At 62.1% G+C, this 12,614-nt stretch carries 13 protein-coding genes; 1 reads left to right on the top strand and 12 read right to left on the bottom strand.

The genetic code is table 11. The features are described from left to right. The 12 genes from ACFQ6H_RS24485 to ACFQ6H_RS24540 form a co-directional block, all read right to left on the bottom strand. Complete coding sequence (locus ACFQ6H_RS24485) at positions 1 to 873, bottom strand: MlaE family ABC transporter permease (protein ID WP_378649117.1); 873 nt, start codon at positions 871 to 873, stop codon at positions 1 to 3. Then, positions 870 to 1,643: an ABC transporter permease gene (locus ACFQ6H_RS24490; protein WP_283306798.1), complete on the bottom strand. Its 774-nt coding sequence runs from the start codon at positions 1,641 to 1,643 to the stop codon at positions 870 to 872. The genes ACFQ6H_RS24485 and ACFQ6H_RS24490 overlap by 4 nt, the downstream gene beginning before the upstream one ends. Before the next feature lies 1 nt (position 1,644). Further along, complete coding sequence (locus tag ACFQ6H_RS24495; RefSeq protein WP_378649119.1) at positions 1,645 to 2,898, bottom strand: cytochrome P450; 1,254 nt, start codon at positions 2,896 to 2,898, stop codon at positions 1,645 to 1,647. Between the two features lie 45 nt (positions 2,899 to 2,943). Beyond that, positions 2,944 to 4,581: an acyl-CoA synthetase gene (locus tag ACFQ6H_RS24500; RefSeq protein WP_378649121.1), complete on the bottom strand. Its 1,638-nt coding sequence runs from the start codon at positions 4,579 to 4,581 to the stop codon at positions 2,944 to 2,946. A 26-nt stretch (positions 4,582 to 4,607) separates the two neighbouring features. After that, entirely contained in the window at positions 4,608 to 5,855 is a 1,248-nt protein-coding gene (locus ACFQ6H_RS24505) for a hypothetical protein (protein WP_378649123.1), read from the bottom strand. A gap of 5 nt (positions 5,856 to 5,860) precedes the next feature. After that, positions 5,861 to 6,412: a nuclear transport factor 2 family protein gene (locus ACFQ6H_RS24510; protein WP_378449790.1), complete on the bottom strand. Its 552-nt coding sequence runs from the start codon at positions 6,410 to 6,412 to the stop codon at positions 5,861 to 5,863. Between the two features lie 58 nt (positions 6,413 to 6,470). Then, on the bottom strand, positions 6,471 to 6,662 hold the full coding sequence (locus ACFQ6H_RS24515) for a ferredoxin (RefSeq protein ID WP_020907945.1): 192 nt from the start codon (positions 6,660 to 6,662) through the stop codon (positions 6,471 to 6,473). 2 nt (positions 6,663 to 6,664) lie between these two features. Then, positions 6,665 to 8,059, bottom strand: a complete 1,395-nt coding sequence (locus tag ACFQ6H_RS24520) for a cytochrome P450 (protein ID WP_378649125.1) — start codon at positions 8,057 to 8,059, stop codon at positions 6,665 to 6,667. Next, positions 8,056 to 8,862 (bottom strand): SDR family oxidoreductase, encoded by an 807-nt coding sequence (locus ACFQ6H_RS24525; RefSeq protein ID WP_378539739.1) that lies wholly within the window; start codon positions 8,860 to 8,862, stop codon positions 8,056 to 8,058. Before ACFQ6H_RS24525 ends, ACFQ6H_RS24520 begins: the two co-directional genes overlap by 4 nt. After that, on the bottom strand, positions 8,862 to 10,067 hold the full coding sequence (locus ACFQ6H_RS24530; RefSeq protein WP_378649127.1) for a cytochrome P450: 1,206 nt from the start codon (positions 10,065 to 10,067) through the stop codon (positions 8,862 to 8,864). The genes ACFQ6H_RS24525 and ACFQ6H_RS24530 overlap by 1 nt, the downstream gene beginning before the upstream one ends. Further along, positions 10,064 to 10,669 (bottom strand): TetR/AcrR family transcriptional regulator, encoded by a 606-nt coding sequence (locus ACFQ6H_RS24535; RefSeq protein WP_378649129.1) that lies wholly within the window; start codon positions 10,667 to 10,669, stop codon positions 10,064 to 10,066. Before ACFQ6H_RS24535 ends, ACFQ6H_RS24530 begins: the two co-directional genes overlap by 4 nt. Before the next feature lie 97 nt (positions 10,670 to 10,766). Next, entirely contained in the window at positions 10,767 to 11,624 is an 858-nt protein-coding gene (locus ACFQ6H_RS24540; RefSeq protein WP_378649131.1) for a mycofactocin-coupled SDR family oxidoreductase, read from the bottom strand. Between the two features lie 199 nt (positions 11,625 to 11,823). On the opposite strand from ACFQ6H_RS24540, the gene ACFQ6H_RS24545 reads away from it, so the two are divergent. Next, positions 11,824 to 12,614: aldehyde dehydrogenase family protein (locus ACFQ6H_RS24545; RefSeq protein WP_378649133.1), on the top strand; the 791-nt coding region annotated here is incomplete at its 3' end.

The raw sequence follows: 12,614 nt of genomic DNA on the forward strand, positions 1-12,614 counted from the left end.
CTAACCGGACAGATTGAAGTTGCCGGAACCGCCGTAGAGTGCGAGTGAGACGAGCAGGGTCACCGCAACGACGCAGATAAGCGAGAGCCGAACCCCGCGGCCCACTGCGGTTCCCACACCCGACGGCCCGCCGGACGCGTTGTATCCGTAGTACGTGTGGATCAACATCACCAGTAGTGCCATCACGAGCACCTGAACGAACGACCACGCGACGTCCACAGGATCGAGGAACGTCGTGAAGTAGTGGTCGTAGAGGCCGGACGACTGACCGAACAGGACGACCGTGGTGAACCTTCCGGCCAGAAAAGACCCTACGAGCGCCAGGGAGTACAACGGCAGAATCGCCAGCATCCCCGCAGTGACGCGTGTGCTGACGACGTACGGCACCGAACTGATCGCCATCGATTCGAGGGCGTCGATCTCCTCGCTGATGCGCATGGCACCGATCTGTGCGGTCGAACCTGCGCCGATCGTGGCGGACAAACCGATTCCCGCGATGACCGGCGCGGCGATACGCACGTTGATGAATGCCGAGAAGAAACCGGTCAGCGCTTCGACTCCGATGTTGCCCAACGAGCTGAAACCCTGAATCGCTATAGTGCCGCCCGAGGCGAGAGTCAAGAATCCCACGACTGCGACGGTGCCGCCGATCACCGCCAAAGCGCCTGTGCCCATGCTGATCTCGGCGACTAGTCGCAGTACTTCTTTCGGGTGCTTGCGAACGGCCCACGGGATGTGAGCGATGGCGCGCGCGAAGAAGACAGCTTGTCGCCCGACGTCGTCGATCGAGCGCGACGTCCGGGCCACCCGCGCGCGCGTGCGTCCGAACTTGCCGATCTGTGCGAGCGACTCCGACAAGGTCACCGGGGTCACCCCGCCGTCAATCGGATGCCGACCGCGGTGACGATGGTGTTGACGACGAACAACGCCATGAACGCATACACCACCGTTTCGTTCACGGCCTCCCCCACACCTTTCGGCCCACCACGCACCGACAGTCCGCGATAACAGGCCACCAATCCCGCGAGCATCCCGAACAATGCGGCTTTGACCATCGACAACGCCACCTCGGGCAGACCTGTCAGCAACGTGATTCCCTCGACGAACGCGCCGGGGTTGACGCCCTGGAGAAACACCGAGAAGGCGTAGCCCCCGGCAATACCGATGACGCAGACAAGTCCGTTGAGCAACAAAGCCACCACGGTCGACGCGACCACCCGCGGAATCACCAGCCGATTGATCGGATCGATCCCGAGCACCTCCATGGCGTCGATCTCTTCGCGAATTGTTCTCGATCCCAGATCGGCGGCGATGGCTGTCGCGCCGGCGCCTGCCACGATCAGCACTGTCACCACCGGACCGACCTGGGTCACGGCGCCTAGTGCGGCCCCGGCGCCGCTGAGGTCGGCGGCGCCGATCTCGCGGAGCAGGATGTTGAGCGTGAAACTCACCAGAACCGTGAACGGCACGGCCACCAACACCGTCGGCACGATCGACACCCTGGCGATCATCCAACTCTGCTCGAGAAACTCCTGCACCTGAAAGCGGGTGCGGAACAAGCCCACTGCAACATCGGCGCCCATCCGGTAGAACTGGCCGAGTTCGCGCATCGGGCCGGCAAGTGAAACTTTTCCGCTGTACATGTCAATGCCCCGAAGGACACGACGTGGAGTTGCCGTAATCGACCTTGAATTCCTTGATTCCGTTGAGCCATCCGGACGACAACCGGCTCGGATCGCCGAGTTTGCTGATGTCGGGCATGTGATCGGCGATCTTGCCGAAGATCAGGTCGACCTCCATTCTGGCCAGGTTGGCGCCCACGCAGTAGTGGGGCCCGGTTCCCCCGAATGCGAGGTGCGGGTTCGGATCTCGGGTGATGTCGAAGACGTCGGGGTTCTCGAACACGGTCTCGTCGAAGTTGGCCGAGCCGTAGAGCAGTACGACGCGCTGCCCCTTCGCGATCGCAGTGCCGGAGATCTGTGTGTCCACCACTGCTGTCCGCTGCATCGACGTGAGCGGCGAAGCCCAGCGGATGATCTCGTCCGCAGCGGTGCGCGGACGTTCACGCTTGTACAGCTCCCACTGATCCGGATGTTCGAGAAACGCCATCATGCCGAGCGTCGTGGCGTTGCGCGTAGTCTCGTTGCCGGCGACAGCCAACATGATGACGAAGAAACCGAACTGTTCCGGGGTGAGTTTCTGTCCGTCGATGTCGGCATGCACCAAACGGGAGATGATGTCGTCAAGCGGTTCCTCCCGTCTCGCCTCGGCCAGTTGATAGGCGTAGCCCAAGATCTGCGCCGACGCCATCCGGGACTCGCCGGCGAGTGACTCGTCGTCGTAGCCCGTCATCTGATTCGACCATTCGTAGAGCTGACGACGCCCGTCCTGCGGTACACCGATCAACTCCGAGATCGCCTGCATGGGTAGCTCACTGGCGACCTGGCTGACAAAATCACCGCTGCCTTCCGCTACGGCGGCCGACGTGATGGCCTCGGCGCGCGCTTCGAGGCCTGCTCGCATCGCTTCCACCGACCGCGGAGTGAACAAGCGCGCCACCAACTTGCGCAACTGCGTGTGCTCGGGGGCGTCCTTGTTGATCAGGACGTGTTTGGTTGCCTCCAACTCCTCAGCGGAGATGTTGTCCTCGTGGCGCGGAATACAACCGTTGACGTTGCTGGAGAACTCCTCGCTGCGCAACGAGACGTCACGAACGTCTGCGTGACGGGAGACCACCCAACAACCACCGTCGTGGAATCCGCCGGTGCCCGGTTCCTGCGCGTTCCACCAGACCGGAGCGCACCGTCGTAGTTCGGCGAATTCGGCAAGCGGGACGCGCTCGCCGTACAGATGGGGGTCGGTCACGTCGAACCCGTCGGGAAGGTCGATCTCAGGCATTGCAGATGCTCCTTTACGGATTGGGCCGGGTTTGGCGTGCGAGCGCTAGTCGATCCGGTGGGCAGGGTCTCGGCTGTGCGAGTACTCCTTTGCCCACCGGTAATCCGGTTTACCGCTCGGCGCTCGAACAACGTCGTCGGCGATCCAGAAGGAACGCGGGATCTTGTAGCCGGCGAGATGACTGCGAGAGTGCTTCTCGATGGATTCGAAATCCGGTTCCACACCGTCGCGGATGCGAAGCACAGCCGCCACCCGATTGCCCCACCGCTCGTCGGCAACACCGATCACCGTCGCGTCGTAGATGTCGGGATGGGCCTTCACCACTGCTTCGACTTCTTCCACGAAGACCTTCTCGCCGCCGGTGTTGACCACCATGTTTCCCCGTCCGAGGAGGGTGACCGAGCCGTCGTCCTCGATCCGTGCCCGGTCTCCGGTCACCACTGCCCGTGCGCCGTTCACCTCGCGGAATATCTCGGCCGACTTCACCGGATCCTTGTAGTAGCCGAGAGGAACGTTACCGAGTTTCGCCAGCCATCCTTCGCCGCCCGAGCCCGGCTCCAACACTCGGTTGTCGTCGTCGACGACGACAGTGAATCTGTTGGCTCCCACCTTGGGGCCACCGCGCTGCTCGAGGCCCTTGGTTGCGAATCCGATTCCGCCGAAGCCTGTTTCGGAGGAACCGACCGAATCGGAGATCATCAGATTCGGAAATACGTCGAAGAACGCGTCTTTGACCGAACCGGAGAAGAGTGCAGCGCCGGACGCGAGTACAGCCAGGCTCGACGCATCAGGTTGCAATTCGCGATGGGCTTCGACCAGTGGACGACCCATGGCATCACCGGTGATGACCATGACCTGCGGCCGATATTCGGCGACGACCCGCCAGACGTGTGCGGCATCGAATTTGGGTTCGAAGATGACGGTGTTGCCCGAGAACAGCGCGTTGAACGTCGGCATCAACGCGGACGTGTGGATAAGCGGTGGAAGCATGCACCACCGCATGGGTTCGGCTGCCGCTGCGCCACCACGCGACTGTTGGTACTCGTCGGCGATCGGCTCTCCCGAATAGAAGTCGTAGCCGCCGGCCAACACCCGCCAGATGTCTTCCTGACGCCAGACGACGCCTTTCGGTCGTCCGGTGGTTCCGCCCGTGTAGAGAACGTAGACGTCGTCGCCGGAACGCTCTGGAAACGCGTGTTCACCTGTACGAAGTGGGGATTGGTCACCGAGGGCATCGCCGTACGCCACTGCCCTCGGAACCGACGGTTCATTCCCGAGCGCGAGTTCGTCGGGCACCTCGACGACGTGCTTCACCCGCGCTGTGGACAGCAAGGCTTCGGCGACTCGTTCGGCGAAACCACGATGGAAAACCAACGCCTCGAGATCCGCGTTCTCGTACAGATAGACCAATTCGTCGCTCGTGTAGCGGTAGTTCACCGTAATGGGAACCCCGCGGATCTTGAAGGCCGCGAGGACTGCGACCATCGCCTCGATCGAGTTGTGCAGGTGAATGCCGATGTGCGAACCGACACCCAACCCGACGGACTGGAAGTAGTGCGCCAATTGGTTCGCCCGCTCGTCGAGCTCACGGTAAGTCACCTCCTCACCGGACACGATCAGCGCGAGGCGATCGGGCATCGCGTCGACAGAATGCTCGAACAGGTCTGCGAACGTGTAAGCCATTGGATGAGTCCTTCGGGTTCGGTCACTCAGACGACGAAGAGAGGCAAGGGAATTCCGCGATCTTCGAATACGAAGGCCGCGCCGGTACTGACCTTCGTGATGGCTACTTCGACGCATTCCGGAGCCGGCGCTTCGGTGATGTCCACGGTTAGAAGGAGTCCCGCGGCATCTTCGGCCACCACTCTCACGGTGAAGTGCGGATTCACTCCGCGAACCAACGCCTGGAGGGCATCGAGATGCCCGCTGCCGAGCAAGGTCGGCCAACCGCCGTCGCGGTCGACAAGACCTTCTCGCGAGATCCACAGCTCCAGAGCATCGCCGTCGGGTCGAATCTCACTCTCCACGTATTGCTTCGGACTGAGCAAGGGGTGCACGGACAGGACCAACGCCAGCGATTCCAGAGTCGAAGGAAGGTCGAGCGCATCTCGGATGCGCTGTGCAGCCACTCCTGCGATTCCCGTGAGTTGCTTGCGAGTGATCTCGCGCGCCTTGTCCTCACTGGCACGACGGCGAACCGCGGCCAGAAAACCCAACGCCAACAAGTGATGCTGCACGCAGATCTCCTCTGCGATACGAACCAAGGCCGAACGTGAGAAGTCGGAGAACCTCAGGTCCGACAACAACGGCCCCGAATAGTCCGACCTACCTTCCCCGCCGTGATCGATCGGGCTCAGCACGACCGTCACCGCTTCACTGCGTCCGATCTGCTCGGTGTGTGCAGTCATCACGGGAGGAGTGTGTGACGGGTCGATGACAACGGTCCAGGCGCAGTGCGGATGTCGGTCTGCGGGTCTGCGCGGTGGTCGGTGAATCGGGCGGATCTGGGCGTGCGGGTTGGTCGCGATGGCAGTCGCATCAAAGGTCGGGTCCTCGATGTCGTGGCACATCGAAGTGACGAACTCGTCTCCCAACGGTTCGACGTCCATGAGCGCTCCGCAATGATCGAGCCAGAATTCACCGTGCAGCGGATCGTCGACCCGGTATCGAAAGTCCATGAACTGGGGCGGCGCGCCGATGTCGAGTTGTAGCCCTTTGAAAATGGTCACGACGTCGTCGCCCTCGTATCCGAGGGCCTTCTGCATGCGGCGGGTGTACCAGGGACTGGCCGATTCCCATTCCTCGACGGCCACCTGCGCCATTCCTTCGCGGCCGAACTCGACGATCAGATGTGCCATGCCCGAGCGGTCGATGAGTTGCCCGCACAAGAGCAACTCGGGCACCAGCACGGCAAGGTCGCGCTGCGAGAGTGCCTCGAAGGAATCGCGCACCGACATCGGACTCACCACAGCGGAACCGGCGCGGTTCCCACGCGATACCAACCCGGTAGGGGGTCGCCCGAGATCGATCGCTGGATCCGCCCCTGCATCCCCTTCGAGAGTGCGTTATTGCCGATCATCTCCATGAACAGTGCCGACACGTTCCCGAAGTCGAAGAAGTCACGCTGCCAGGACCATTGGAAATCTCCGCCGTAGCGGAACCAACTTCCGCCGATACCGTAGACGGAGTAATTGCTCCCGTCCTCACGCTTGGCGTCGGAAATCTGCTTCCACAAACCGATGACGTTGCCGCTTCGATCGTCGATGACGAAGTCTTGATACGGGTACTCCCAGCCTTCGAGGCCCTTCATCTCGAGACCGAGCGCGACTTCGCGAATTTCCTCGCGCCCCACCGCCATGAAATCCTGCTTGGGGCCGTAATTCCAACCGTACGTGGCGTCCTCGGTGTACATGTCCGCCAGCGGCTTCCAATCGCCGGCGGCTTCGGCCTTCTTGTTCGCCTCGATCCAGCGTTGGACCATCTCGTCGAGCTCTGCGCGGTCGAAACCGGTCATCTGAACTTCCTCCCTCGAGTACGTGAATTCGCTGCAATCAGTCGACAATCCGCTGCAATCAGTCGACAATTCTCAGTGCGCCGGTCGGGCAATACCTGACTGCCATCTCGGCTTCACCGCGGAGCGACTCAGGTGGGTCGGAGTCCAGAAGACTGACCTTCCCTCGCTTCGGAACGACGAAGATCTCCGGTGCTTCCAGTTCGCATGCCGCATGGCCTTGACACAGGTCGAGGTCGACTTCGACGTGCATGATCACCCCTCGCTCCCGGGACTCGTTCGGCGCCGGTACCTCACCGCGCACGGCTGCTGCAGCTGGACGACCATCTTGCTGTGATCGTTTCGGTAGGACTGCGACGGTTGCGCCATCTCGAACTCGTAGTCCCGCAGCAAGATCGAGAAGATCGCCTTGAGCTGCATCTGGGCGAACGCGGCGCCGACGCAGCGATGCCGGCCGGCTCCGAACGGAATCCACGTCCAGCGGTTGACGATGTCCTCTTGATTCGGGTCGATGTACCTGCCGGGATCGAAAGTGTCCGGACGCGGGAAGTCCTCGGCGATTCGATTGGAGATCGCGGGTGTCGCGGCGACAAGGTGGCCTTCTCTGATCTCGAAGCCGCTCACTTCGAAATCTCCACGCGCCACTCGTAACAGGATGATCAACGGCGGATGCAGTCGAAGGGTTTCCTTGACCACTGCCTCGAGAACCGGAATCTGTCGCAAAGCATGGAAACTGATGTCAGCGCCGTCGGAGTACAGATTGTCGAGTTCCTCGACCACGTCCGACATGGTGTCCGGATGCCGCAACATCTCGATCAGCGACCACGCTGCCGTGCCGGAAGTCGTGTGGTGGCCTGCAAACATCATCGAGATGAAGATTCCGGTGATCTCGTCGGCACTGAACCGGAGGGCGCCGTTCTCGTCCTTGACCGAAACCAACACGTCCAACATGTCGCGGTCCTCCTTGCCCTGTGGAGGATTCGCGATCCGGCCGTTCATGATCTCCTGCACCAGAGCGACCAACGCCAACCGGGCCTCGTCGCGTCGGCGGAAGCTCTCGATCGGCGCGTACGGATCCACGAAAGCCAAAGCATCCGTGCCTTGTTCGAGCTCGTGATACAGCTTGGCGAAGCTATCGTCGAGTTCGTCGCGGAACTTCTTGCCGATCAGGCACGCCGACGAGGTGTAGATGGTCAGCTCGGCGAAGAAGTCCAGCAGATCGATCTCACCTTCGTCTCCCCACTGCGCGACCATCGCCTCGACCTCGCGGCCGATCGTGGCGGCGTGCCCACGCATCTGTTCACCGCGCAGTGCCGAGTTGTGCAGCATCTCCTTACGCCGCTCCGGGCTGGCATCGAAGACCACGCCCTCACCGAAGATCGGCTTCATGAACGGGTACGCAGCTTGCTGGTCGAGATCTTCGTCAGTGGAACGGAAGAAGAACTCGTTTGCCTCCGCTCCCGACAACAAGATCACGGTGCGGTCGGCAAGTTGAAAGGCACCGACGTCACCGCACTCTTCGCGCACCCTGCGCATCAGCGCAATCGGGTCGGTTCTCAGTTCCTCGAGATGCCCGTGCGGGAGGTCCCCACCGGACACCCGCGGTGGCTCGGGCAGTGTTCGCGACGTCTCCTGCACTCCGTGCGTCATGTCGTCTCCTGTGAGTTCGCAGTGGGAAGTTTGTCCAGTGGTGCCTCGGGCTGAACTTCGACGAGCACGATGTGAGCCCCGCGCGGCGCCGACACGACGGCGACGATGGCATTGGCGATGTCCGAGGCACGCAGAAAGTAGCCGTGGCGGGCAAACCCCCACTTACTCCACGATTCCCCGACCGGCCCGATGATCTCCGGCGTCGTGTCCATCCCCATGCCGGTCAGTGTCGGCCCTGGTCGCACGATCGACGCGCGAATACCTGTTCCCTCCAGTTCCATTCGCATCTGACGTCCCATGGCTTCGAGTCCGGCTTTGGCTGCGTCGTACGCACCCATGAGCGGCCGCTGGCGTTCAGCGCAGTCCGAGCCGATCAGGACGAAGTCACCACGCTGACGTTGACGCATACCGGGGAGAACGCGGTGCGCCAATCGCTGCGCACCAACGAGGTGGACTTGAATCTGCCGGAGAAACGCCTCCGGATCCATCTCGTCCGCAGCGCCGAATTCGAGGTCACCGGCACCGGAGACGACGATCTCGGTGGGACCGTGCACCGCCTCCGCTGCCGCGACGAATCCGTCGACCGAATCACCGTCGGTGACGTCGAGGAAGTGTGCGTAGGCCTCGCCACCGTTACTGCGGATCTTCTCGGCAATGGCCTCGCACTCTGCAAGTCGACGCGCACCGAGGGCAACGGGGTGGCCGAGTTCGGCCAGGGCATACGCGGTAGCGGTACCGATTCCCGACGACGCACCACTGATCAGTGCGGGCCGGCGAGCCGGGTTGGGTTCGAAACGAGGCATCAGCGCACCTGCACTTTCACGGGTAGGGCCGCAAAGCCCCGAACATTGGTCGAATGGACACGTTCGATTCCGGACTCGTCGACCTCGTAGCTGCTGACCCGACGGCCGAATTCTGCGAGGGCGATCTTGGCTTCGAGCTTTGCGAGGTGGGCGCCGAGGCAAAAGTGAACGCCGCCACCGAAACTGGCAAGCTTGCCGGAGGAGCTTCGACCGATCTGGAAGCTGTCCGCGTCTTCGAACACGTCCGCATCACGATTGGCCGAACCGATCAGGAGCAATACCTTCTCGCCCGCGGGAATGGTGCGCCCGTGATATTCGAGGTCGACAACACTCGTTCTCGCCACGATCTGGCTCGACGTGTCGTAGCGGAGGGTCTCTTCCACCCACTCCGAGGCTCGTTCGGGATCGTCGAGCACGGGTGTGATCTGTGCGCGGTGGTGCGAGCCCCAGTACAGCGCGTTTCCGAGAAGCTTGGTCGTGGTTTCGTTTCCCGCCACCACCATCAAGAACATGAACCCGAGGATCTCCTGATCCGAGAGCTTGTCTCCGTCGGCCTCGGCGTCGAGCAACGCCGAGGTCAGATCGTCCGTCCGCGCGCGCCGACGCTGCGCGATCATGTCCTTGTAATAGCCCATCAGGCTGATCGAGGCGTCCACCGCTGGCTGCGGGACGTCGAGGACACCCGCCTCCCGATGTACCACCAGGTCCGCCTTACGCCGCAGTTCGGCTCGATCGGGTTCGGGGACTCCCATGAGCTCGGAGATGACGTCCATCGGCAGCTTTCCCGCCACCTCCGTGATCCAGTCGAACTCCCCTGTGCCCAGCGCAGGTATCAGGTGTTGCTTCGTCAGTTCGAGTATCCGTCCGTCGAGTTCCGCAACCCGCCGCGGTGTGAATCCGCGAGAGACCAACTGGCGCAACCGCATATGGCGAGGGTCGTCCATCGCGAGAAACGACATCACATAGTGTGCGTGTGGCCCGTATGCGGCGGGATCGAGAGACACTCCGTTTGCGCTCGACAGGCGCTTGTTGTCCTTGAACCCCTCGACCACGTCCGCATACCGCGACAACGCCCAGAAGCCCACGTCCGGATTGTGATAGAGCGGGGATTCCTCGCGTAGACGCTTGTACGTCGGATACGGGTCGTCGTGAAAATGGTAGTCGTACGGATTGAAGACCACCGGATCGATCAAAGCTTCTGTCATGATTTCTCCAGGATCAGTAGTGCGGATGCCTCGAGGCGTCCGGCAATTTGCGCGTAGGTTCCGTACCCGATTCCTCCGCGCAGAAGCGCTCCTGCATAAAGCATTTCGAGCGCTTCCAGCACTTCGGGCTCACCATTCGGATCCAACGCCGAGGCGAGCCTGCGGTGGATCTCGAACCCGATCCGGCCGCGGAGATGTTCCACTTCCGGATCGGTACCGAGCAGGGCGTTGGTCACGGCCGCAGATACCTCCGGTTCGTCCGCGAGAAGCAGAGCGATGTTGCGAAGCACAGACAGCACGTGCGCGGTGCGATCCAGTCCGGCACCGTCGGGCGCCGACGACCCCTGCAGTCTTCGCCAGAAGACCTCGGCGACCAGATGCTCCTTGGACGCGAAATACGTGTAGGCGGTGGCAGTTCCCACGCCGGCCTCGGCCGCAACCGAACGGATACTCAGACCGGAAAACTCTTGTTCGCGTAAAACTTTCACGGTCGCCTCAGCAAGTCTGGCTACCGTCTCCGCCTGTTTGCCCGTGAGGCGCCGACGGGTGGATTCGTAGACAACCGATCCCCCGCCACTTCGCTCGCCCCGTTTGCTGGACACGTGTCTGGACGTTACTACAGCGTCGTGTCCAGGGCAACGAAATGGCGAAACTCCGAAAATTCACCGCCGACAGGCAGCAGCAAGGCGAAAAGTTTTACTACAGACCGATCTTCATCCCGGCACCGGCGTCGACGCGCAGTTGCTGGCCAGTCACGAAACGCGATTCGTCGGAGGACAGGTACACGACTGCATGCGAGATGTCCGCGGGCTCGACCCACGGAGTCGGCATAGCCTGCATGAACGGGAACGTCACTGCCGCATCCTCGGCGGTCGGATTCTCGAGATCAGGACGGAACGTCCGGTACATCGGCATGCTCTGCAACATGTCGGTGTTCACGTTGGTCGGGTGAATCGCGTTGACTCGAATGGAGCTCGGCCCGAGGGTCAGCGCCAACGAACTGGTGTAGGCCTGAATCAGCTTCTTGGCCAGGCCGTATCCGTCTCCTCCCGGACCCTGGAGCGCCTGCTGACCGTTGAATCCGGTCTGCGGCACCAGGCCGGCGACAGATCCGATCGCGATGATCGAACCCCCTTCGCCGAGATACTCCATCGATGCGTGCACTGTGTTGACGACACCGAGAAAGTTCACGTCGAACGCGTCGACAAAACCTGCGGTGGACACATGCTTGCCGAGCGGACAGATACCGGCATTCGCCACGACGACATGCAGTCCGCCCAACTGGCTCACCGCCTCCGCCAGGGCCGTTTCGAGTCCGGTGCGATCGCGGACGTCGACCCGGGCCGCCACCACCTGCTGCCCGGTCTCTTTCACCAGTCGAGCCGTCTCCTCGAGATCGGCAGGACTGGCGAGTGGATACTCGTTGCTGGCGATGTCGGCACACAGGTCGAAGGCGATGACATGCGCGCCCTCGCGTGCCAGGTGAACGGCATGACTGCGCCCCTGACCTCGCGCAGCGCCGGTCACCAGCACCACTTTTCCGTCAACTCTGTTCATTCGATTACTCCTCTGCGGGTATGGACGGTGTGGTGAACCGTAGCGGCGCCTCACCGGACGTGAGGCGCTTTTCGTCGAGGCCGATCCACCGACTTTCGAACAACTTGGCTCGAAATCTCTTATGCCCCAAAACCCATTGCCTCAATCCGAAGTGTGAACTAGAGTCCAGACACATGTCCAGAAAGAGAGGGCTCGCGCTATGACGCTTCGACCCGCAGACAGTTCTGCACTTCTCGTCGACGGAAAGCTGATTCCCGGATCGGGCGGAACTTTCGAAGTTTTCAATCCGGCAACAGAGGAACTGATCGGCCGCGCTGCCGAAGGCACCGCCGCGGACATGGATGCGGCCATCGCCGCCGCACGCCGTGCATTCGACGGCACCGAGTGGGCGCGCGATCACGAATTTCGCGCTCGCTGCCTGCGCCAACTGTGCGAGGCACTCCAGTCCCACATCGAAGAACTACGTGAGATCACTGTTGCCGAGGTGGGCGCGCCCGTCATGCTGACGAGCGGCCCACAACTCGAGGGCCCGATCGAAGATCTTCGCTACTGGGCCGACCTGATCGAATCCTATGCGTGGGAACAAGATCTCGGCCACGCGTCACCCATGGGCATACCCACCCATCGCCGATTGCTCAAGGAAGCAGTTGGCGTCGTAGGTGCGATCACACCGTGGAACTTCCCGCACCAGATCAATTTCGCCAAGCTCGGTCCCGCCCTCGCAGCCGGCAACACCATCGTTCTCAAACCCGCGCCGGACACGCCCTGGTGCGCCGCGCTGGTCGCCAAGGTGATTGCAGAGGAAACCGAGATCCCGGCCGGCGTAGTCAACGTCGTGACGTCGACGGATCACTCCCTAGGCGCGCAGCTGTGCAGCGATCCGCGCGTCGATCTCGTGTCCTTCACCGGTTCCACCGCCACCGGACGCACAGTGATGGCCACGGCCGCGCAAACTCTCAAGAAGGTCTTCCTCGAACTCGGGGGTAAGTC

The sequence above is a fragment of the Rhodococcus sp. NPDC056506 genome (assembly GCF_042794945.1).
Classification (GTDB): domain Bacteria; phylum Actinomycetota; class Actinomycetes; order Mycobacteriales; family Mycobacteriaceae; genus Rhodococcus_F.

Excerpts from the sequence above, each read along its gene's own strand:
- ACFQ6H_RS24490 (WP_283306798.1), bottom strand. The coding sequence starts at position 1,643 with ATGTACAGCGGAAAAGTTTCACTTGCCGGCCCGATGCGCGAACTCGGC.
- ACFQ6H_RS24495 (WP_378649119.1), bottom strand. The coding sequence starts at position 2,898 with ATGCCTGAGATCGACCTTCCCGACGGGTTCGACGTGACCGACCCCCAT.
- ACFQ6H_RS24500 (WP_378649121.1), bottom strand. The coding sequence starts at position 4,581 with ATGGCTTACACGTTCGCAGACCTGTTCGAGCATTCTGTCGACGCGATG.
- ACFQ6H_RS24505 (WP_378649123.1), bottom strand. The coding sequence starts at position 5,855 with ATGTCGGTGCGCGATTCCTTCGAGGCACTCTCGCAGCGCGACCTTGCC.
- ACFQ6H_RS24510 (WP_378449790.1), bottom strand. The coding sequence starts at position 6,412 with ATGACCGGTTTCGACCGCGCAGAGCTCGACGAGATGGTCCAACGCTGG.
- ACFQ6H_RS24515 (WP_020907945.1), bottom strand. The coding sequence starts at position 6,662 with ATGCACGTCGAAGTCGACCTCGACCTGTGTCAAGGCCATGCGGCATGC.
- ACFQ6H_RS24520 (WP_378649125.1), bottom strand. The coding sequence starts at position 8,059 with ATGACGCACGGAGTGCAGGAGACGTCGCGAACACTGCCCGAGCCACCG.
- ACFQ6H_RS24525 (WP_378539739.1), bottom strand. The coding sequence starts at position 8,862 with ATGCCTCGTTTCGAACCCAACCCGGCTCGCCGGCCCGCACTGATCAGT.
- ACFQ6H_RS24530 (WP_378649127.1), bottom strand. The coding sequence starts at position 10,067 with ATGACAGAAGCTTTGATCGATCCGGTGGTCTTCAATCCGTACGACTAC.
- ACFQ6H_RS24540 (WP_378649131.1), bottom strand. The coding sequence starts at position 11,624 with ATGAACAGAGTTGACGGAAAAGTGGTGCTGGTGACCGGCGCTGCGCGA.